This window comes from Nonomuraea sp. 3-1Str, from assembly GCF_031570565.1.
In the GTDB taxonomy this organism is placed as follows: Bacteria; Actinomycetota; Actinomycetes; order Streptosporangiales; family Streptosporangiaceae; genus Nonomuraea.
Map to the genome: position 1 here is coordinate 1 of NZ_JALHBK010000037.1, position 21473 is coordinate 21473.

A 21473-nucleotide genomic window follows, 5' to 3' on the forward strand; every position below is an offset into this window, starting at 1 on the left:
CGCGGGCGCGGCCGCGCCCACAACCGCTCGGCCAGCCGCCCCTCCCCCGGCCCGCCGCCCGTGCCGGCGGCCGGCGGGTTTGCGGCGGGCGGGTCCGCGGCCGGTGGCAGGGCGTCGACGAGGCCCGCGATGAGGCGGCGGCCGGTGGCGGCCACCGAGACGGGATCGAGCTGGTGGCGCAGCGAGTCGGACGCCCCCAGCACGGTGGTGATCACCTGGAGCCGGTCGAGCGGCGACAGGTCGGCGGGCAGGCCCCGCTGCGCCTGCACGGTGGCGCGCAACGCCTCGGGCTCGCTCTCCCAGGCGGCCTCGGGCCGGCCGGCCGGGTCGCCGCTCCAGAGCCACTCGGCGACCGACTCGAAGCCTGCCGTCCGGGCCAGCACGAGCGCGTCGCGCCCCCGGTAGTAGGGCCGGTCGAGGCCGAGGGCCGTGACGCCCGACTCGACGACCAGCTCCGGCGGCTGCCCACGCGGCCGCCCGCGCCGCGCCAGCCGCTCGATCTCGCCGGCCTCGAACAGGCTCCTGCGGTCATCGCCGTGCCGCCGCGTGAGCAGGCCGCGGCTGACATACGCGTAGAGCGTCGCCGGCTTCACGCCGAGCCGCTCGGCCGCCGTGGCGGCGTCGATCCACTCCACGTCCGGCCTCCGCCCATCACCTCTATGTTGACGAAAATCAATATTGATACACATTGAACGGCCATGTCAACGTGAGGACATGCCCCAGATTCACTTCCTCGACGTGACGAACCGGGACGGCGTACAGACCGCGCGCACCGGCCTGTCCAAGTTCGGCAAGACCATGGTCAACTTCTATCTGGCCAAGCTCGGCGTGGCGCAGTCCGAGATCGGGTTCCCGTTCCTGTTCCACGAGGTCCCGTACGTCAAAGCGCAGGTGGCCCTGGCCGAGGCCGGCGCGTTCGGCGGCCTGCGGCTGTCCGGCTGGTGCCGGGGCGTGGCGGCGGACGTGGAGCGCGCGGCGCCCCTGGGCCTGCGCCACTACAACCTGTCGATCTCGACCTCCGACTACATGATCCAGAACAAGTTCCGGGGCCGGCTCGACCGTGACGCGATCGTCCGCGAGATGACCGCCGCCGTCCGGGCCGCCAAGGACGCGGGCGCCGAGACGGTCGGCGTGAACGCGGAGGACGGGTCGCGCACGGACGCCGGCTTCCTGACGGAGTTCGCGCTGGCGGCCAAGGAGGCGGGCGCCGACCGGGTCCGGTACTGCGACACGATCGGCGGCGACACGCCCGGCCGCATCCGGGAGCGGTTCGCCGGGCTGGCCTCGGCCACCGGCATGCCGGTCGAGACGCACTGCCACAACGACCTCGGGATGGCCGTGGCGAACTCCGTCTCCGGTGCTCTCGGCGACCTGGAGGCCGGGCAGGACGCGTGGGTCAACACCTGCGTCAACGGCGTCGGGGAGCGCTCGGGCAACGCCGACCTGCTGTCCACGATCCTGGCCTTCCGGCACGGGTTCGGGCTGGAGGCGAAGGACGCGGAGATCGGCGACCCGATCGACCTGTCGTGGGCACGCCGGTTCGGGCTGTGGGCGGCGTACGCGCTGGGCCAGCCGCTGCCGTACAACCAGGTGGGGGTGGGCCGGAACGCGTTCGCCCACGAGAGCGGCATCCACGCGGACGGCGCGCTGAAGGACCACGGCAACTACGAGCTGTACGACGAGGCGACGCTCGGGCCGTTCCCGGAGGACTGGCACGCCCGGGCCGGGCGGGTGGTGCTGACCGGCGAGTACGGCGGCAAGGCGGGGTTCCGGCACGTCATGGAGGGACTGGACGCCGAGGTGGGCGACGAGGACCTGACGTTCCGGCTGGTGCAGCTCTGCAACGCGATGACCGGCCGCCCGCTCACCGACGACGAGCTGCGGCTGATCGCCGCCCACCCGCGAGAGCTGTCGCTGCTGTTCCCCGGCTACGAGGCCGCCTGAGCCGGGCCCCCGTTCCCCGTGACGCGGCCGCCTGAGACGGGCCGTGCGGCGTGCGCCGGCGGCCGAACCGGCCGGATGATGCCGCCGACGCCGCCGCGCCCGCCGCCCTCCACGGCCGCCCCGTAGACCGGCGCCTCGCCGACATCAACGCCCCCTCTCCCGTTCCGGCTCTTGACGGGCTCTCCCTTCCAGTGAGAACGTTACCAACGCATTGTTGAGAACGTTCTCAAATTCTTGAGAAGCGAACGGAGAGACCGTGACCGACCAGCTGCCGCTCAAGCCCATCGAGTCCGACCTGACGGAGAAGGCGCGCCAGACCATCAGCCAGCGTCCCCAGCTGGAGGAGCTCGTCGCGGAGGCCATCGGCAAGGGCCTGCGCAACGTGTTCTTCGTGGGCGCGGGCGGCTCGCTCATCGCCGCCTACCCCGGCCACTACCTGCTGGAGCGCGAGGACACCGTCCCCGTCTACAAGCTCCAGAGCGACGAGCTGAACACCGGGCGCACCAAGCGGCTCGGCGAGGGCTCGCTGGTCTTCCTCGCCTCCTACACGGGCAAGACCAAGGAGACCGTGGCCGCCGCCCAGTACGCCCGCAGCACGGGCGCCACCGTGGCCGTGATCAGCAAGGAGGGCGGTCCGCTGGCCGAGGCGGCCAACGTCGCCTTCACCGGTCAGAGCGACCTGTTCCTGCAGCTCGCCGCGTACGCCGTCATGCGGCAGAGCGGCGTCGAGCGTGACTGGGCGCTGCTCGACCAGGCTCTGGAGGCGTTGCCCGAGGCGCTGCTGTCGGCCGCCCAGGAGCACGAGGACCGGGCCAGGATCGTCGCCGAGACGCTCAAGGACGAGCCCATCACCTACGTCCTCGGCTCCGGCCCCAGCTACAACTGGGCGTACGGGCTGGCCATGTGCTTCCTGCAGGAGATGCAGTGGAAGCACGCGGCGGCCTTCAACTCGGGCGAGTTCTTCCAGGGCGCGTTCGAGGTCGTCAACGACGACGTGGCGGTCATCAACCTGCTCGGCGAGGACGCCTCGCGGCCCATGGCCGAGCGGGCCAAGCGCTTCCTCGACACGTACGCGAGCAAGAAGACCTTCCACATCGACACGAAGAGCCTGACGCTGCCGGGCATCCCGGCGGAGCTGCGCGGCGAGGTGTCGCCGCTGGCGATCGCCGTGCTGATGGACCGGGTGGCCCGTCACTACGAGGCCGTGCGCGGCCACGACCTGGACAAGCGCAACTACATGTTCAAGGTCGACTACTGATCCCGTACACGGAGACGACGACCCCCCGCCGGCGCTCCGGCGGGGGGCCCGTCATGGAAGGAGACCGTTTGCCCGTCGAGCTGGTGATCTTCGACTGTGACGGCGTGCTGGTCGACAGCGAGCGCATCTCGGTCCGTGTCGGCACGGCGGCGCTGCGCCGGCTGGGGTGGGACATCGACGAGCGCGAGTACGCCGCCAGGTTCGTGGGGTGCAGCGACGAGCACTGGTGGCGAGAGGTGGGCGCGAACGTCCCGCCGGGCTGGCGGGAGCGGCTGGCGGAGGAGCACGACACGGCCATGGAGGCCGGGCTGACGCCGGTGCCGGGCATGCCCGAGGCGCTGGAGGGCCTGACCGTGCCCGCGTGCGTCGCCTCCAACGGCGGGCACGCCAAGATCGCGCGCAGTCTGCGGCTGACCGGCCTGGCCGCGCGCTTCGCCGGCCGCGTCTTCAGCGCCGAGGACGTCGCCCGGGGCAAGCCGGCCCCCGACCTGTTCCTGCACGCCGCCGCCACCATGGGGACGCCGCCGGAGCGGTGCGTGGTGGTGGAGGACAGCCCCTTCGGGGTGCGGGCCGCGCGGGCGGCGGGCATGCTCTGCCTGGCGTTCACGGGAGGGCTCACGCCTCCGGAGCGCCTTTCCGGGCTGGGCGCCACGGGCCTGTTCGACGACCCCGCCGCCCTGCCGGGCCTCGTCGCCGCCCTCGACCGACAGCCGCCGCCACGCTTCTGACCTGCGCCGATCCCACCCATCAGGAGTGCGCCTGTGACGGTCGTCATGGGTCAGGTCACGACCGGGGACTCACCGTACGCAACCACCTGTCGGCCGCGATCCAGAAGCTCGGCGCCCGCACCCGCGCCGAGGCGATCGAGATCGCCGAGGAGAAGGGCTGGCTGGTCTGAGTCGCCGGGCGTGCGCGGGAACCAGCCAGACGACGGTGCCGCGGCCCGAGGAGAAACCCTGCTTCCAGGGACACGAACGGCCTTTTTCGAGGACGTGCGACAGCGGGCATGAAAAGGCCGATCCGTCTCCCTGCTTTCGAGCCGCGAAATACCTGGCTCCCGCCGGGGCGAGAATTTCGGTCACGCCATTGACCTGGGAAGTAGCCGTAATTCGGCAGTTTTCCCACCAGGGCGATTCCGGTCTCCGTGTGTGTGCCGATGCGGCATTCAGAGCGTCGCCGGATTCCCGCGTGACGATTCGCGGAAGTTGCGGTGACACAATGGCGAGCTTACGGCGACATGATCACACCCATGAAGCGCATCCCCCTCCTCCTCTTCGCGATCGCGTTGTTGACGCTGATCGCCACGCCCGCTCAGGCCGCCGGGCTCCACCCGGTCGTCGTCCGGCCCTACGCCGACCTCACCGAGGGTGTCACCGTCGCGCCGGACGGGACCGTCTACGTCGGACTGCTGTCCAAGGGCGAGATCCGGAAGGTCGACGCCACGGGCGCCGACAGCCTGCTGGCTGCCCTGCCCATCGGCGAAGGCCGGCTGAACGGCCTGGCCACCGACCGGCGCGGCACCGTCTACGCCCTGCTCAACTCCGGCCAGGCCGCCACCAACGGCGTCTGGCGGATCACCCCGGACGGCGACGCCAAGCTCCACGCCGCGCTGCCGGTCGGCTTCGCCAACGCCCTCGCCTTCGGGCCCGACGGCGCTCTCTACGTCACCGACTCCACGCACGGCGTGATCTACCGCGTGGCCGGCGGCAAGGCCTCGGTCTGGGTGAAGTCGCCGCTGCTCGCCCCCGGCGCGGACGGCGTGGGAGCGAACGGCGTCGCCTGGCGCTCCGGCGCGTTCTACGTCGCCGTCTCCGACCAGGCGCAGATCGTCCGCGTCCCGTACGGCAAGGGCGGTGCGGCCGGCGTGCCGACCGTCCACGTCAAGGACGCCAAGCTGGCCGGCGCCGACGGCGTAGCCTTCGACGTGCGAGGGCAGCTCTACGTCCCGAGCTTCACGGGCAACACCCTCAACATCGTCCGCGCCGACGGCGACGTGGAGGTTCTCGCCGACAAGCTGGACAGCCCGGCCAGCCTGGCCTTCGACGGCAGGACGCTCTACTTCGCCGACATCGGCGGCAACGGCGCGCCCAGCCTGATGAAGACCAAGACCACGCTCCCCGGCCGGCCGCTGTTGCGCGGCTGATCCCGGCCTCGTCCCGCCTCGATCGAGAAGCCCCAGCCGTCGCGCCAGGGTCATCTCCGCCGTGCCCAGGCTCGCGCGAGCGCCGCAACGGCCTGGTCGGCCACCGGCGGCGGCGGGGCGAAGCTGAGGCGCAGGTGATCGCGATGGCGGCCGTCCACCGAGAACAGGGAGCCGGGCGCGACCGCCACCCCCTCCTCGCGGGCCAGCGCCGCGAACCTGTCGCCGTCGGCGCCCGGCAGCCGCACCCACACCGACAGCCCCCCGGCGGGCCGGGTCCAGGACCAGTCGGGCAGCCGGTCGGCCAGGGCGGCGGTGAAGCGGTCGCGGCGGCGTGCCAGCTCGGCCAGCCACGGGCCGACGGAGTTGTGTTCCAGCAGTTCGGCGGCCAGCCGCTGCGCCACGGCGCTGGTGGCCAGGTCGGAGTCCAGCTTGACTTCGGTGATCCGGGCCAGCAGCGCCTCGGGCGCCGTCAGCCAGCCGATCCGCAGTCCGCCCCACAGCACCTTGGAGAGCGAGCCCACCGTCACCGTGCCGTGCGGGTGCACCAGGGACAGCGGCTCGGGCGGCGCGGCGCCGTCGTGGACGAGACGGGCCAGGGCGCGATCCTCGACCAGCGGCACTCCGGCGGCCCTGGCCAGCTCGGCGACATGCCGCAGGTCGGGCACGGCTCCGGTCGGGTTGCCGACGCCTGCCACGTAGACGGCGGCCGGGCGATGGCGGGCGAAGGCGGCCTCGGTGGCTCCGGGGTCGGTGAGGTCCACGGCGACGGCGTGCGCCCCGGTCCTGCGGAACGCCGCGAGCGCTCCGACGTACGTGGGGTCGCCGACGAGTACGCGCTCCCCCGCCCGCAGCAGCGTGCGCGCGGCCAGGTCGATGCCCTGCTGCGCCCCTCCGGTGATCAGCACGGACCCGTCCGCCGCCGCGGCGTCGCCGGAGCCGAGCAGGGCGCGCAGGCGTGGGTCGCCCATGGCGTCGTAGCCGTGGCCGCTCGGGCTGCGCAGCAGCGTGGCCGGATCGAGCGGCGGCATCGCCAGGTGGGAGGCGTCGGGCACGACGGAGGTCGACAGGTCGGCGGGCAGGACGGCATCGGTGAGCAGCCCCGCCATGGACCGCGTCCGGGTGACGTAGGTGCCGCTGCCGTGGCGGCGCTCGCACAGCCCCTCCTCGCACAGGGCGTTGAAGGCGGTCGCCACCGTGCCCCGGCTCATGCCGACGGCCTGGGCCAGCTCCCGCTCCGACGGCAGCCGGTCGCCGGGTGCGAGGGCGCCGGTCTGGGCGAGGTCGGCCAGCGCACCCGCCAGCCGGCGGCTCGGCGGCCCCTGGTGCAGCCGGATCCGGTCGAGGACCAGCGTGACGAGTGCTTCCATGTGGCACATACTAGCTTGCCACTTTGCCAAGTAGTGGCGTACCGTGCTGAGCCACTTGAGGAGGTGGCGTCCATGGAGACCGGCCGCATCTGGATGGACGGGACGCTCGTCCCGTGGGGCGAGGCCCGGGTGCACGTGCTCTCGCACGCGCTGCACTACGGCACGGGCGTGCTGGAGGGGACGCGGGCGTTCGACACCGGTGCGGGGCCGGCCGTCTTCCGGCTGCGCGAGCACCTCGAACGGCTCCACCGCAGCGCCCGGATCGTCGGGATGCGGGTGCCGTACGAGGTGGAGGAGCTGGAGGCGGCCACGCTGGAGACCGTCGCCGCCAACGGCCACCGCGCCTGCTACATCCGCCACCTCGTGCACCGCGGCTACGGCGAGCTGGGCCTGGCCGCGCGCGCCAACCCGGTCGTGGTGTCGATCGCGACGTGGGAGTGGGAGGCGCCGGCCGCCGGCGTGCGGTTGATGACCAGTACGTGGCGGCGCAACGACCAGGCGGCCGTGCCGACGGCCGCCAAGGCGACGGGCCCCTACCTCAACTCGGTGTTGGCCAAGGCCGAGGCGGTCGAGGCCGGCTACGACGAGGCGGTGCTGCTGAACGCGGCCGGCCAGGTCAGCGAGTGCACCGCCGCCAACCTGTTCGTGGTCCGCGACGGGCGGGTCAGCACCCCGCAGGCGAGCGCGGGGGCACTGGAGGGCATCACGCAGGACACCGTCGAGCGCCTGGCCGCCGACCTCGGGATGCCGGTGACAAGGCACGACATGATGCGTTCCGACCTCTACGGCGCCGATGAGGTCTTCCTGTGCGGCACCGCCGCCGGGGTGGTGCCGGTGCGCTCGGTCGACGGGCGCGAGCTGGCCGCGCCCGGACCGGCGACGAGCGCGCTGGCCGCCGCCTACGAGGAGGCCGTGCATGGCCGCGCCCCCCGCTACCGGCACTGGCTGACCCCGGTACGACCGCGCCTGGCGGCAGACCTGCTCCCCTGAGCCGGGACGGCCGTGGCGATGCCCCGGCAACGGTCAAGAGGGCGTGCGTAACGGCGGCCGGCCCCGTGCGGATTCAGCGGCCGTCTCCCTGGAGGCCCCCAGCCCCACTTGTCGCCCGCGATCCAGGCACTCAGACGCCTGCAGTGGGGCGGAAGCCGTCGAGATCGCCGAGGAGAAGGGCGGGCCGGGCCGAGTCGTCAGGCGGGCGTGGAGGCGAGCCAGGCGACGGTGTCGCGGAGCCCGGCCCACGCCTGCTCGCTGTCGGCCCCGCCGTCGTGCGGCGCGCGGAACCAGCCGGCGAAGGCGGCCACGTCGTCGAGCGCCCACCGCAGCCGGTAGCCGTCCAGGAGGGACCGGTCGGGACGGTGGCCGGTCGCCTCGGCGTAGCGGTCGAGGTCGGTCTGGTTCCGGGCGACGTGCCACAGGTCGCGCTCGGGCGGCGCGAGCCCCACGGTGTCCCAGTCGATGAGCAGGCTCCGGTCACCGAGCGTGAGCACGTTGCCGGGATGCGGCTCCCCGTGGGTCACGACGCGCCGGCGACCGTGCAGTTCCCCGGTCAGCCGGTCCAGCCCGGCCAGCCGGGCGCGCAGCACGCCCGCGTGGGCCGACAGCAGCGCACGCGCGCGTTCCCCGAACGGGCCGCCACGCCGGCGGGCCGCCCGGTCGTCCGGCGCGTCGCCCAGGGCGTCGTCCAGGGCCTGTTCCAGGCCGGCGCGCTGGGGCAGGGCCGCCGGTGCGACGGGGAGCGAGGCCGGGGGCTCCGCCTGGTGGAGGCGGGCGAGCAGGTCGATGACGCGGTGCCGCGCGCCGGGCGTGAGGGACTGGCCGAAGTGACCCGGCGCGCCGGGGACGAACGGGAGGACGCCGACGGCGTGACGGGCCCCGAGCCGCCGCACGGTCCCGCCGCCCTCGGCGGCTCGCACGGGCGCCACGACGAAGTCGAGCCCGCCGTGTTCGCGCAGGTGAACGGCGGTGTCCATGGCCCTCGTCAGCCCACGGTACGCGGCGTCAGGCCCGGTACCGAGATACTCCTTGGCCGCCAGATCCGCCACGGTGACGAACCATTTCCGCCCGGCGTTAGCGCCCTGGGTCGGGGGGACGGTGGCGATCCAGTGGTAGTCGCCGAAGCCCACAGGCGCATACTCCAGGGACACGGAGGACCCAATCCCCCACGCCGCCAGGGCATGCCGCACGTCCTCGTCGCCGACGCCCTCCGGCCGCTCCCTCACGCCCCCAAGGCTAACCAGCCGCCCGAACCACCGTCATCCCGTTGACTCCGCGTAACCAGGATGCCCCGGCAACGGTCAAGAGGGCGTGCGTAACGGCGGCCGGCCCCGTGCGGTTTCAGCGGCCGTCTCCCTGGAGGCCCCCAGCCCCGTACGGTGACCGGCGCCGACCAGGCGGAGCCGTACCAGAAAGTCCCCAAAACTAGGACGTGTTTCATAAGCGGCGCCGTGTGGCTCATACCTCTGGAAGGGAGGGATCGGGTTTCCAGGGGTTTGGTGCGGTAATGGACCAGCGTTCATGGTCGCGCCAGGCCCCGTCGATGTAGAGGTAGGCGGGCGACAGCCCTTCGTAACGGAAGCCCAAGCGCTGGGCCAGGGCCAGGGATGCCTTGTTCGCTGGCTGAATGTTGGCCTCCAGCCGGTGGAGCCGCAGGTCGGTGAAGGCGTGCTGCAGGGTGACGGTGAGCCCGTCGGTCATGTAACCCTGCCCTGCGGACGGGGCGAAGGCTGCATAGCCGAGGGACGCGCCCTGGTAGCGGCCTCGGATGATCGAGTTGATGTTGACCGTGCCGGCGGCTGCGCCGGTCTCCCGGACACGGATCAGAAAGCCCAGGTTGGTGCCGTCGTCGAAGCGGCGCATCCAGACCTGGAACTCCTCCGCGGTCGCGGGCAGCTGCATCCATGGCAGGTGCAGCTCGGTGCTGGCCTGCACGAGCGAGCAGAACTCGTCCTGGTCGGAGAGGGTGAGCGGGCGCAGTTCGACCCGTGATGGCATTTCGGACATGGATCAACGTTAGGGCCTGTTGTGAGCAGTGGATCGCCCGAGCGATCCATCTGGGATGATCTTGGTGTGGGTCGTGGTGATTTGACTGCCGCTCAGTGGGTGGTCCTGGAGCCGTTGCTGCCGGTCGGTAAGAAGCCGGGCAGGCCGCCGAAGTGGACGAAACGGCAGCTCATCGATGGGATCCGGTGGCGGACACGAACGGGTGCGCCGTAGCGGGACGTGCCCGCCCGGTACGGCGAGTGGGAGACGGTGTACGGGCTGTTTCGGCGGTGGCAGCGGGACGGCACCTGGTCGCGGATCTTGAAAGAACTGCAGGCCAGAGCCGACGCCAAGGGCCTGATCACCTGGGAGGTGAGCGTGGACTCCACGATCACCCGCGCGCACCAGCACGCCGCTGGTGCGCGTAAAAGGGGGATCTGCAGGTAGAGCCACCCGGCGGCGTCGATGTCGAGCCCGCCGACCATGGGCTGGGCCGCTCTCGGGGTGGGCTGACCACCAAGCTGCATCTGGCTGTCGAGCAGGGCCAGAAGCTGTTATCGCTGATCATCACTGCTGGTCAACGCGGGGATTCTCCTCAGTTCCAGCCCGTGCTGGAGCGGATCAGTGTGCCCCGGCTCGGACCGGGACGCCCGCGCAAGCGTCCCGACAGGGTCCGTGCCGACAAGGCGTACGGCTCGCGCGCCAACCGCGCCTACCTGCGCAGGCGCGGCATCACCTGCACGATCCCGGAGAAGGCCGATCAGATCCGCCACCGCAAGAACCGGGGCAGCCGAGGCGGTCGGCCGCCCACGTTCTGCAAGATCGACTACCGTGAGCGCCACGCCGTGGAATGCGGCATCAACCGGCTCAAACGCCACCGGGCCGTCGCGACCAGGTACGACAAGCTCGCCGTCCGCTATGAAGCCACCGTGACCATCGCCGCCATCACCGAGTGGCTGTGACCACATTTGAAACACACCCTAGCGGGAAGAGGCGGACTCTCGCTCGATGAAACGGGTCGGCAGCCTCCGGTGGGTGAAGCGTTTGTCGCTGCCCTGGACGCGGTCGAGCAGCAGCCGCCCCGCCTCCGCCCCCAGCTCGTAGATCGGCTGCGCCACCACGCTCAGCGGCGGCGAGATCGCCTCGGCCCAGTCCGCGTCGTCGAAGGCCACCAGCGACACGTCCACCGGGCAGCGCAGCCCGAGCCCCCGCAGCGCCTGGAGCACTCCCAGCGCCAGGAGGCTGTCCAGGGCGAGGATCGCCGTCGGCGGGTCCGGCAGCGCGAGCAGGCGCCGGGTGGCGGCGGCCGCGTCCTCCCGCCGGAAGCCCTCGGCGCTCACCAGCTCCGGCCGGGGCTCGACCCCCGCCTCCACCAACGCGTCGCGGTAGCCGGCGGCGCGCGCGCCGACCGTGGTGGCCGCCAGCCGCTCCACCCCTCGCAGGCCGGGACGGGACAGCTTGGCACGGAGCTTCTCATCGCCGCCGGTCAGTAATGCGACCGACCGGTGCCCGAGCTTGAGCAGCCGCTCGGTGGCGTCCTTGGCGGCGGCCCGGTTGTCGATGCCGACCGTGTCGGCTTCGAGGCCGGGCACCCGCCGGTCGAGCAGAACGATCGGGATGCCGGCGTCCACGACGGCCTGCAGGGCGTCGCGGTCGGCGACGTCCGTCGGGGCCACGACGAGGCCGTCCACGCGGCGCTCGGCGAGCACGCTCAGCGCCTTGCGTTCGAGCACGAGGTCCTCGTCGGTGTTGACGAGCAGCACCTCCCAGCCGCGCTCGTGGGCGGCGTCGGCGATGCCGCGCAGGGCACGCGAGAAGAACGGGTTCTCGATGTCGGGCACGAGCACGCCGAGCGTGTGCGTCAGCCCCGTGATCATGCTGCGGGCCAGGCTGTTGGGCCGGTAGCCGAGGCGTTCGGCGGCGGCCAGGACGGCCTCGCGGCTCTTCCGGCTCACCGAGCCGTAGCCGCCCAGAGCCCGGCCGGCCGTCGCGGTGGAGACGCCCGCCTCCTTGGCGACGATCTCGATCGACGGCATGGCCCGCCGGACGCTGCCGCTCATGCGCACCCCCGGTGCTGCTTGGTCGTGTCCTGGACATCATCCCTCCGCGAGGAGCGCGAAAGAGGTGATCAACGGGCCACGGTAGCGGATTCGGCGGCAACCCTTGACATGGGTCCCACAGATTGAGAACGTTCTCACCCAGGTGAGTGAGAACCTTCCCAGTCACAGGAGCCCGTGTGAACCCACGCCTGGTTGCCGTCGGCGACAACGTCGTCGACTGCTACCCCGACCTCGGCGTCATGTATCCCGGCGGGAACGCCGTCAACGTCGCCGTCCACGCCCGGAGGCTCGGCGCCGACTCAGGCTACCTGGGCGTCGTGGGCACCGACGCGGCGGGCCGGGCGGTCAGCGCCGCGCTCGCCGGCGAGGGTGTGGATCTGTCCCTGCTGCGCACCGCCGAGGGGCCCAACGCCTCCGCGACCGTCCGCCTGGTCGCCGGGGAGCGCAAGTTCACCGGCGGGCAGGACGGGGTGTCCCGGTTCCGCCTCTCCCCCGCCGACCTCGAACGGCTGGCCGAGGCCGACCTGGTCCACACCGGCGAGTGCTCCTTACTGGAGGACCAGCTTCCGGAGCTGGCCACGGCCGCGCGGCGGCTGTCGTTCGACTTCTCCGAGCGCCCCCGGGAGTACATCGAGACCCACGCCCGCCACGCCGGCATCGCGATCCTGTCGTCCCCGTCCGGCTCGCGCGACGAGGCGCTCGCGCTGGCCCGCCGGGTACGGGACCTCGGCCCCTCACTCGTCGCGGTGACGCTCGGCTCCCACGGAGCCGTGCTCGTCAGCGGCGACGAGACGGCCTGGGCCCCCGCCGAGCCGGTGGACGTGGTCGACACCCTGGGAGCCGGCGACGCGTTCATCGCCCGCCTGCTCGTCGGCGCCGTCCGCGGCGAGAACCTGCCGGACCTCGCCGCGGCCGCCACCGCCTACGCCTCCCACGCCTGCGCCTCGTACGGGGCCTTCGGGCACGAGGCCCCCCTCGACGCCACCCTCGCCACCCCCCAAGCCCCGGATCGCCTCCGGGGCCGAGGCAACGATGCCTAAGAGCAAGGAGTCAGCATGAACAAGCACCGCTGGAGCGCGCTCTCGCTGGTCACCGTCCTCGTCGCCGCGGCCGGCTGCGGCGGCGGCGGGTCCGACGCGGCGCCCGCCAAGGCCGACCTGGCCGCGCCCAAGGAGAAGTCGGGCACGCTGACGATGGTGACCAAGTTCGCCTCCCCGGAGTACGCCCCGTACTTCGAGAAGGTGGTGGCCGCCTACGAGCAGGCCAACCCGAAAGTGGACATCAAGCTGGAGCAGGTCGGCGACCAGGCCTACAAGGACAAGATCCGCGTGCTGAGCGCGTCGCGCGACCTGCCCGACATCTACTTCTCGTGGGCGGGCGACTTCACCAACAAGTTCGTCCGGGCCGGCCTGGCGGCCGACCTGACGAGCGTCCTCGGCCCCGGCACCCCGTGGGGCTCGACGTTCGCCCCGGCGGCGCTCAAGGCGTTCGAGTACAGCGGCAAGAACTACGGCATGCCGATCGACCTCGACGGCAAGTACCTCGCCTACAACAAGACGGTCTTCGACAAGGCGGGCGTCACCGTTCCGAAGTCGTTCGAGGAGCTGCTGACCACCTGCGACAAGCTGAAGGCGGCCGGCGTGCAGCCGATCGCGTTCGGCAACCAGTACGGCTGGGCGGCTATCCACTACATCACCCAGCTCAACGCCTACGACGTGCCGGCCCAGACGCTGACCGCCGACTACAACCCCGCCGGCGGCGCGTTCACCGACCCCGGCTACGTCACGGCGCTCAAGCAGTTCGCCGACCTGGTGGGCCGGTGCGGCACCAAGGACGCCAACGGGCTGTCGCACGAGACCGCGCAGGCGCAGTTCCTGTCCGGCAAGGCGGGCATGCACTACCTGGAGTCGGTCGAGTTCGAGGCGGTCGAGAAGGCCAAGCCGCCGCTCGAGTGGAGCTTCTTCCGGCTGCCCGCGCCGTCCGGCGCCACCGGCGACGCCTCGGCGCTCACGGGCGCGCCCGACGGGTTCCTGGTCAACGCCAAGAGCAAGAACGCGGGGCTGGCGGTGGACTTCCTGACGTTCATGTCCAGCCAGGAGAACGCGGCGGCGATGACCAAGGAGATCGGCTGGCTCAGCCCGGTGAAGGGCTCGGCGGCCGCGGCCAACGCCAACAAGCAGCTCACCGACGCCCTGGCCGACATGGACAAGGCCGGAAATTTCGCGATCTGGCTGGACACGATCACCCACGCTGAGGTCGCCAGCGCGTACCTGTCCGGCGTCGAGGGCATGCTGTCCGGCTCCCGCACCCCCGAGCAGGTCATGACCGGCGTCCGCGAGGCGGCCGCGAAGGCGAAGAAGGAAGTCGGTTGATGCCATGGGCGCCTTGCTGACCCGCTGGCGCGCCTGGGTATGGGTGCTGCCCGCCGTCGCCCTGCTGCTGGTGTTCGTCTACTACCCGATCGTGGACAACCTGCGGCTGAGCTTCTTCTCCTGGAACGCCTTCTCCCCCGAGCCCCGGTTCGTGGGTCTGGACAACTACCGCGAGACGTTCACCGACCCGGTGTTCTGGCGGGCGTTGCTCAACAACATCGCCTACGCCGTCGTCTCCCTGGTCTTCCAGGCCGGCCTGTCGCTGGTGCTCGCGGCGCTGCTGGAGGAGCTCGTCGGCAAGCGGCTGCGCGGGCTGCTGCGCACGCTGTACTTCATCCCGGCCGCCATGTCGATCACCGTCGCGGGCGTCCTGTTCTCCTTCCTCTACAACCCCAGGTACGGGCTGGTGAACGAGGCGCTGCGGGCCGTGGGCCTCGGCCACCTGGCCCGGGCCTGGCTCGGCGAGGAGTCGTCGGCCATCTGGAGCGTCATCGGGATGAGCCAGTGGCAGGGGGTCGGCTACACCGCCGTGCTGTTCGTGGTGGCCATGCAGCGCATCCCGCGCGAGTACTACGAGGCCGCCAAGGTCGACGGCAGCGGGGCGGTCCGCACGTTCTTCTCGATCACGCTGCCGATGGTCCGTGAGATGACGACGCTGATCGTCATCCTCACGGTCTCCGGGGCGTTCCTCGTCTTCAACGAGGTCATGGTGATGACGGCCGGCGGCCCGGACAACTCCAGCCAGGTGCTCGGCACGTGGCTGTACCGCAAGGCCTTCTTCGAGGACGACATGGGCTACGCCGCGTCCGTGGCCACGGTGATCTTCGTCATCACGTTCGCCATCGCGGCCGCGCAGCTGGCCGTGTCCCGACGCCGGAGGTATGACACGTGATCGCGCTGAACTCCGCGCTCGACGGCCGGGCCGCCGCCCGGCACCGGCCCCGCGCCAGCGTGGGCTTCCGGACCGTGGTGGGGCGGGTGCTCGGCTGGACCCTGCTCGGGGCGTTCGCCGTGGCCGTGCTGTACCCGGTGCTGTGGATGGTGCTCAGCGGGTTCAAGGACAACCAGGAGATCTTCAACCAGCCGTGGGGGCTGCCGGGCGAGCTGCGCTGGAGCAACTACGCGCGTGCCTGGGACACGGGCGTGGTCCGCTACTTCACCAACAGCGTCATCGTCACCTCGGCGTCGATCGTGGCCACCACGCTGATCAGCGCCTGGGCCGCGTACGGGCTGTGCCGGCTCAAGCTGCCGTTCGGCAACGCCGTGGCGCTGCTCGTGCTGGGCGGGCTGCTGCTGTCGCCGACGGTGGCGCTCATCCCGCTGTTCCGGCTGCTGACCGCGATCGGGCTGTTCGACACGTACTGGGCGCTGATCGTGCTCTACACGGCCTTCCGCATCCCGTTCACGATCTTCCTGATCCGGGCGTACATGATCGAGCTGCCGCGCTCCGTGGACGAGGCGGCCACGATCGACGGGGCGTCGAAGGCGCAGATCTTCTGGCGGGTCGTCCTGCCGATGTCGCGGCCGATCCTGGTGTCGGCGGCGCTGCTGCAGGCGCTGTTCGCGTGGAACGAGTTCGCGTTCGCGCTGGTGTTCGTCAGTGACGAGTCGCTGAAGACGCTGCCGGTGGGCCTGGTGTCGATGCAGAGCCGGCTCCTGACGGACTGGCCGGTGGTGCTGGCCGGTCTCACCATGGCGGCACTGCCCACGATCGTGCTGTTCCTGGTGGGGCAGCGCCAGTTCCTGCGCGGGCTGACGGAGGGCGTCGGCAAGTAGGAGCGGCTCCGGCGCCGCCGGAGCCGCGCCCGCCTCTGTCCTCACCTGTCCCCGAGGGGGGATGCGGTAGCCTATGTTTACGTAAACATCGGTCTGCAGGAGTAGCAGTGACAGCTCATCAGGCACCCCGCTGGCTTCGCTGGCCCTCGGACACCTCCCGCGGACGCCTCGCCTTCGGCGCGGACTACAACCCGGAGCAGTGGCCCCCGGAGGTGTGGCAGGACGACGTCCGGGCGATGCGCCGGGCCGGGGTGAACATCGTCTCGCTGGCGATCTTCTCCTGGGCCCGCCTCCAGCCACGCGCGGACCGGTGGGCCTTCGACTGGCTGGACCAGGTGATGGACCTGCTCCATGAGAACGGCATCGCCGTGGACCTGGCGACCGCGACCGCGTCCCCGCCGCCGTGGCTGACCACCGCGCACCCCGAGATCCTCCCCGTCGACCACGACGGCCGCACCCTGTGGCCCGGAGCGCGCCAGCACTGGCGCCCGACGTCGCCGGTCTTCCGCGAGCACGCCCTGCGCCTGGTCCGGGCCATGGCCGAGCGGTACGGCGGCCACCCGGCCCTGGCCGCGTGGCACGTGAACAACGAGCTGGGCTGCCACAACGTCTACGACTTCTCCGACGACGCCGCCGCGGCCTTCCGTACCTGGCTGCGCAAGAGGTACGGCACGATCGAGCGGCTCAACCGGGCCTGGGCGACGACGTTCTGGTCGCAGGAGTACGGCGCGTGGGAGGAGATCCTGCCGCCGCGCCTGGCCGCGTCCTACCCCAACCCGACCCAGCAGCTCGACTTCAAGCGGTTCTCCTCGGACGCGCTGAAGGACTACCTGCGGGCGGAGCGGAGCGTGCTGACCGAGCTCACCCCCGAGATCCCGGTCACCACCAACTTCATGGTCATGGGCGAGACCAAGGGGATGGACTTCGCCGACTGGGCGCGCGAGCTCGACTTCGTCTCCAACGACCACTACCTGCTGACCGGGCCGCAGGCCCAGGACGAGCTGTCGTTCTCGGCCAACCTGACCGGCATGCTGGCCGGGGGCGAGCCCTGGTTCCTGATGGAGCACTCCACCAGCGCGGTGAACTGGCAGCCGGTCAACCTGGCCAAGAGGCCCGGCGGCATGGCCCGGGACTCGCTGACCCACGTCGCGTACGGGGCGGACGCCGTGTGCTTCTTCCAGTGGCGGCAGTCGGCGGGCGGAGCCGAGAAGTACCACTCGGCGATGATCCCGCACGCCGGCACCGACAGCGAGGTGTTCCGGTCGATCGTGGACCTCGGCGCGACCCTGGAGGCGCTGGCCCCCGTCGCGGGGACGCGGCGTCGCCGGGCCGCGGCGGCGATCGTGTTCGACTGGGACTCCTGGTGGGCGAGCGAGCTGGACTCCCATCCCACCTCCCGCCTGCGGTACCGGCAGGAGGCGCTCGACTGGTTCTCGGCGTTCGCGGCGGCAGGCGTGCGGGTGGACGTGATCGGCTCCGCCGACGACTTCTCGCACTACGACCTGCTCGTCGCCCCGGTCCTGTACGTGGTGCCGCGGGCGCTCGCCGACCGCCTCAGCGCGTACGTGGCCGACGGCGGCCATCTCGTCACCACGTACTTCTCCGGCATCGTCGACGAGAACGACCACGTGTGGCTCGGCGGTCATCCCGGCGCGCTGCGCGATCTGCTCGGCATCCGGATCGAGGAGTTCGGCCCGCTGCTCGACGGTGACCGGGCCGACCTCGACCTCGGCGTGTCCGGCACCCTGTGGAGCGACCGGATCGACGTCACCGGGAGCGATGTCAAGGTCGTCGCCTCCTACACGTCCGGCGACCAGGCGGGCCGGCCCGCGATCACCACGCGCCCCGTCGGGACCGGCTCGGCGTCCTACGTCTCGACCAGGCTCGGACCCGAGGGGCTGCGGCCGGTGCTGTCCCTGCTCCTGACCACGAGCGGGGTGCGTTCCGAGCTTCCCGCCGCCGTCGCCGGAGCGGTGGAGCTGGCCGTGCGGACCGGTGACGACGCCGACTACTGGTTCCTCATCAACCGCACCGACGAGAGCGTCGTCGTGGACGGCGTGGCGGGCGAGGTGCTCCGGGGGCCGTGCCTGGCCGCCGGCCTGACCCTGGGTCCCCGCCAGGTGTGCGTCCTGCGCCGCCCGCACGGGTCCTGACGGGGGCATGACGAGGCCGGTCGCGGTGTCCCGCGACCGGCCTCGACGGTTCTCGCGGGGGGGTTACTGGACCGTGAAGCCCTGCTCCTGGCCGTACTTCACGGAGGCGTCCTGCCACGCCTTCAGGCCGTCCTGCAGTGTGGTGCCGCTGATGTACGCCTTGCCGACGGTGTCGTTGAAGACGCTGTTGGCGTAGACCTGGTACGGCAGGTAGGACCAGCCGGGGACGACCTGGCTCGCCGACTCGGCGAGGACCTGGTTGATCTGCTGGTCGCCGAAGTACGCGAACTTCTTGTCGCGGAAGGCCGGGGACTCCAGCTGCGCCTTGGTGGCCGGGAACGCGCCGCCGTCCACGCGGGCCTGCGCACCCTCGTCGACACTGGCGTACTTGGCGAAGGCGTAGGCCAGCTTCTTGTTGGCGGCGGCCTCCGGGACGGCCAGCGAGCTGCCGCCGTTCTCCGAGGTGGCCTTGCCGCCGCTCTCCCACTGCGGCATGGGCGCGACCCGCCACTTGCCGGCCCCGGCCTTGACGCCGGTCTCGAGGTTGGCGGGCATCCAGGCGCCGATCACGAGCGTGGCGATGCTGCCGTCACCGAGGCCCTTGTACCAGGCGTCGCTCCACGAGCTGACCGGTGCGACGAGCTTGCCGCTGACGAGCTGCTGCCAGGCCGTGGTGAACTTCTGCGTACCGGCGTCGGCGAAGTTGACGCTCACCTTGGTCCCGTCGACCTGGTAGGGCTTGCCGCCGGCCTGCCAGATCATGCTGGTGGTGAAGCCGGCGTCGCCGGTGTCGTTGGTGATGTACGCCTTCGGGTCGGCGTCGTGCAGCTTCTTGGCCGCCGCGATGTACTCGTCCCAGGTCGCCGGCACGTCGATCTTGTGCTTGTCGAAGACGTCCTTGTTGTAGAACAGGGCCATCGGGCCGGAGTCCATGGGCAGGCCGTAGATCCCGCTGCCGGAGTGGACGGCGCCCCACGGGCCGGGGGTGAAGGTGCCGTCGAGCTTGTCCGCGCCGAAGGCCGTCAGATCGGCGACCGCCTTGCCGAGCGCGAACTGCGGCAGGGCGTAGTACTCGATCTGGGCGACGTCGGGGACGCCGGAGCCGGCCTTGACCGCGTTCTGCAGGGCGGTGTACTGGTCGTTGCCGGTGCCGGCGTTGACCAGGTTGACCTTGACCTTCGGGTACTTGGTCTGGAAGTCGGCGACCACCTTCTTCAGGGTGGGCTCCCACGCCCAGACCGTGATGCTGCCGCCGGCGTCCAGCGCCGCCTGGAGGTCGTCGGTGGACGCGCCCTGGGTGGCGGCGGCCCCGGAGCCGCCGTCACCGGAGGAGCCACAGGCGGTGGCGAGCAGCGACACCGACAGCGCGGCGCCCAGCAGGAGGGCATGGCGGCGGGTTATCGTCATGGATGGCCCTTTCATGGGGTGTGCCTGGAGACGGTCGGGCGTGGCGTCGGTCATCCCTTGACGCTTCCGGCCGACAGCCCCGACTGCCAGTACCGCTGGAGCAGCAGGAACGCCGCGATCAGCGGGACGATGGTGAGCAGTGATCCGGTGATCACGAGGTTGAAGATGGCCTCACCGCCCGCGGTGGACGCCTGGCGGTTCCAGCTGTTGAGGCCGAGTGTCAGCGGATACCAGTCCGGGTCCTTGAGCATGATCAGCGGCAGGAAGTAGTTGTTCCAGGTCGCGACGACGGTGAACAGCAGGACCGTGACGATCCCGGGCGCCAGCAGCGGCAGGCTGATGCGGAAGAACGTCTGAAACTCCCGGGCCCCGTCCACGCGCGCCGATTCGAGGATCTCGTCGGGGACGGCGTCGGAGGCGAACGTCCACATGAGGTAGAGGCCGAACGGCGAGACGAGCGACGGGATGATGATCGCCCAGGGGGTGTCGGTCAGGCCGAGGCCGGAGAACATGAGGAAGGTCGGGACGGCCAGCGCGGTGCCGGGGACCGCGACCGCCCCGATGACGATCGCGAAGACGGCCTTCTTGCCGGGGAAGTCGAACTTCGCCAGCCCGTACCCGGCGATCGTCGCCAGCAGCGTCGCGCCGCCCGCGCCGACGACGACGTAGAGCAGGGTGTTGAGCAGCCAGCGGGTGAAGATGCCGCCGCCGTAGGTGAAGGTGTCGCCGATGTTGGCGAACAGGGCGAAGTCGCCGTCGAACCACAGGCCGAACGTGCCGAGCAGCCCTTCCTGCGTCTTGGTCGCGTTGATCACGAGCCAGGCCAGCGGGAGCAGCGTGTAGAGGAGCACGATCGCGGTCAGTGCGGTCAGCGTGGCGCTGCGCCGCCTCCGCGGTGACCTGCGCCGGATCACCAGAGGGCCGGAGGAGGTCCGCGCGCGGCGGGGAGCGTGGGTGGTGGCTGCCATGGTCAGGCCCCCTTCCGCATGCCGCGGAGCTGGACGACGTAGGCGACGACCATGGTGATCACGCCCATGACGATGGCGACGGTCGCCGAGTAGTTGAACTGCTGGCCCCTGAAGGACAGCGAGTAGGCGTAGTAGTTCGGCGTGAAGTAGGTCGTGATGGCGTTCGGGGCCAGGTCCTTGAGGACGCTGGGCTCGGTGAAGAGCTGGAAGCTGCCGATGATCGAGAAGATGGTCGAGATCAGCAGTGCTCCGCGCAGGGCGGGGAGCTTGATCGACCAGACGATGCGGAGCTGGCCGGCGCCGTCCATCTCCGCCGCCTCGTACAGGGACGGATTGACCACGCGGAGGGCGGAGTACAGGATCAGCATGTTGTAGCCGACGAACTCCCAGGTCACGATGTTGCCGATCGAGGCGAGGATCAGGTCGGCCGACAGGGGGTCCGGCAGCGACAGCCCGAGCGTCTCGTTCAGGTTGCCGATGAGGCCGAACTGGGTGCCGTACATGAAGCCCCACATCAGCGCCGCGACCACCGAGGGCACCGCGTAGGGCAGGAACACCGAGATGCGGAAGAAGCTCGTCCCGTACAACCGGCCGCTGTCGATCGCCAGAGCCACCAGCAGCGCCAGGAACAACATGATCGGGACCTGGACGACCAGGAAGATCGCCACCCTGCCGAAGGCGGACCAGAACTGCGGGTCACCCAGCGCCTTGAGGTAGTTGCCGGCGCCGACGAAGGTGGTCCCGCCGATCAACTGGGTGCGGAAGAGGCTCAGGTAGACGGAGTACGCGATCGGCGCCAGGAAGACGAGCGCGAACACCACCATGAACGGCCCGACGAACCGCCATCCCGTCCACGCTCGCCGCCCCCGGGGCGCCGCCCTCCAGCCGGCCGGCGCGCCCGCCTGCGGTGTTGCGACCACCGGTCCACTCCTCCCTGCCGGGACACCCGACTCTCAGCGTGACGTTCACGTGAACATACGGCCGGCGAGGGAGCCCCCGACCTGCTGACCCAGGGTGAGGAGGGGTGATCGACAAGTGATGTTTAC

General features: G+C 71.2%; 17 protein-coding genes and 2 pseudogenes. 11 read left to right on the plus strand and 8 right to left on the minus strand.

The window, feature by feature from the left end; translation table 11 throughout:
- Nucleotides 1-635: pseudogene (locus tag MTP10_RS37595) on the minus strand (hypothetical protein); the annotation flags it as partial.
- A 79-nt stretch (nt 636-714) separates the two neighbouring features.
- Here MTP10_RS37595 and MTP10_RS37600 point away from each other — a divergent pair.
- The 4 genes from MTP10_RS37600 to MTP10_RS37620 all read left to right on the plus strand — a co-directional run bounded on the left by MTP10_RS37600 (nt 715) and on the right by MTP10_RS37620 (nt 5345).
- A complete protein-coding gene (locus MTP10_RS37600) occupies nt 715-1944 on the plus strand; it encodes a hypothetical protein (RefSeq protein ID WP_310716121.1) in 1230 nt (409 codons plus the stop codon).
- A gap of 256 nt (nt 1945-2200) precedes the next feature.
- A complete protein-coding gene (locus tag MTP10_RS37605) occupies nt 2201-3202 on the plus strand; it encodes an SIS domain-containing protein (protein WP_310716122.1) in 1002 nt (333 codons plus the stop codon).
- Between the two features lie 68 nt (nt 3203-3270).
- A complete protein-coding gene (locus MTP10_RS37610; RefSeq protein WP_310716123.1) occupies nt 3271-3930 on the plus strand; it encodes an HAD family hydrolase in 660 nt (219 codons plus the stop codon).
- Nucleotides 3931-4451: 521 nt separating this feature from the next.
- Nucleotides 4452-5345, plus strand: coding sequence for a hypothetical protein (locus MTP10_RS37620; RefSeq protein WP_310716124.1), 894 nt, complete (start codon nt 4452-4454; stop codon nt 5343-5345).
- A gap of 50 nt (nt 5346-5395) precedes the next feature.
- On the opposite strand, the gene MTP10_RS37625 is transcribed toward MTP10_RS37620, so the two are convergent.
- Nucleotides 5396-6712 carry a PLP-dependent aminotransferase family protein gene (locus MTP10_RS37625; protein ID WP_310716125.1) on the minus strand — a complete coding sequence of 439 codons (1317 nt, stop codon included), beginning with the start codon at nt 6710-6712 and terminating at the stop codon, nt 5396-5398.
- Between the two features lie 72 nt (nt 6713-6784).
- Between MTP10_RS37625 and MTP10_RS37630 the strand changes: the two genes are divergently transcribed.
- Nucleotides 6785-7702, plus strand: coding sequence for a branched-chain amino acid transaminase (locus MTP10_RS37630; protein ID WP_310716127.1), 918 nt, complete (start codon nt 6785-6787; stop codon nt 7700-7702).
- A 197-nt stretch (nt 7703-7899) separates the two neighbouring features.
- Here the strand turns inward: MTP10_RS37630 and MTP10_RS37635 are convergent, their stop codons facing one another.
- Together MTP10_RS37635 and MTP10_RS37640 are read right to left on the minus strand one after the other, a co-directional pair.
- Complete coding sequence (locus MTP10_RS37635) at nt 7900-8931, minus strand: phosphotransferase (protein ID WP_310716129.1); 1032 nt, start codon at nt 8929-8931, stop codon at nt 7900-7902.
- A gap of 232 nt (nt 8932-9163) precedes the next feature.
- Nucleotides 9164-9712, minus strand: coding sequence for a GNAT family N-acetyltransferase (locus tag MTP10_RS37640; RefSeq protein ID WP_310716131.1), 549 nt, complete (start codon nt 9710-9712; stop codon nt 9164-9166).
- Between the two features lie 66 nt (nt 9713-9778).
- On the opposite strand from MTP10_RS37640, the pseudogene MTP10_RS37645 reads away from it, so the two are divergent.
- Nucleotides 9779-10653 (plus strand): annotated as a pseudogene (locus MTP10_RS37645) (IS5 family transposase).
- 18 nt (nt 10654-10671) lie between these two features.
- Here MTP10_RS37645 and MTP10_RS37650 read toward each other — a convergent pair.
- On the minus strand, nt 10672-11751 hold the full coding sequence (locus MTP10_RS37650) for a LacI family DNA-binding transcriptional regulator (protein ID WP_310716133.1): 1080 nt from the start codon (nt 11749-11751) through the stop codon (nt 10672-10674).
- A 176-nt stretch (nt 11752-11927) separates the two neighbouring features.
- Between MTP10_RS37650 and MTP10_RS37655 the strand changes: the two genes are divergently transcribed.
- The 5 genes from MTP10_RS37655 to MTP10_RS37675 all read left to right on the plus strand — a co-directional run bounded on the left by MTP10_RS37655 (nt 11928) and on the right by MTP10_RS37675 (nt 18052).
- Nucleotides 11928-12791 carry a PfkB family carbohydrate kinase gene (locus MTP10_RS37655; protein ID WP_310716135.1) on the plus strand — a complete coding sequence of 288 codons (864 nt, stop codon included), beginning with the start codon at nt 11928-11930 and terminating at the stop codon, nt 12789-12791.
- A 15-nt stretch (nt 12792-12806) separates the two neighbouring features.
- Nucleotides 12807-14123: an extracellular solute-binding protein gene (locus tag MTP10_RS37660; protein ID WP_310716137.1), complete on the plus strand. Its 1317-nt coding sequence runs from the start codon at nt 12807-12809 to the stop codon at nt 14121-14123.
- Nucleotides 14124-14127: 4 nt separating this feature from the next.
- Nucleotides 14128-15015 (plus strand): sugar ABC transporter permease, encoded by an 888-nt coding sequence (locus tag MTP10_RS37665; RefSeq protein WP_310716139.1) that lies wholly within the window; start codon nt 14128-14130, stop codon nt 15013-15015.
- A complete protein-coding gene (locus MTP10_RS37670) occupies nt 15012-15899 on the plus strand; it encodes a carbohydrate ABC transporter permease (protein WP_310716141.1) in 888 nt (295 codons plus the stop codon). The genes MTP10_RS37665 and MTP10_RS37670 overlap by 4 nt, the downstream gene beginning before the upstream one ends.
- A 107-nt stretch (nt 15900-16006) precedes the next feature.
- Entirely contained in the window at nt 16007-18052 is a 2046-nt protein-coding gene (locus MTP10_RS37675) for a beta-galactosidase (RefSeq protein WP_310716143.1), read from the plus strand.
- A gap of 63 nt (nt 18053-18115) precedes the next feature.
- On the opposite strand, the gene MTP10_RS37680 is transcribed toward MTP10_RS37675, so the two are convergent.
- Genes MTP10_RS37680 through MTP10_RS37690 form a run of 3 tightly spaced genes read right to left on the minus strand, consistent with a single transcriptional unit; the run spans nt 18116 to nt 21347 of the window.
- Nucleotides 18116-19459, minus strand: a complete 1344-nt coding sequence (locus tag MTP10_RS37680; protein WP_310716145.1) for a sugar ABC transporter substrate-binding protein — start codon at nt 19457-19459, stop codon at nt 18116-18118.
- A gap of 50 nt (nt 19460-19509) precedes the next feature.
- Nucleotides 19510-20427, minus strand: a complete 918-nt coding sequence (locus tag MTP10_RS37685) for a carbohydrate ABC transporter permease (protein WP_310716147.1) — start codon at nt 20425-20427, stop codon at nt 19510-19512.
- 2 nt (nt 20428-20429) lie between these two features.
- The gene (locus tag MTP10_RS37690; RefSeq protein ID WP_310716149.1) at nt 20430-21347 is read right to left on the minus strand and encodes a sugar ABC transporter permease; all 918 of its coding nucleotides are present in this window, start codon (nt 21345-21347) and stop codon (nt 20430-20432) included.
- Nucleotides 21348-21473: the final 126 nt, after the last annotated feature.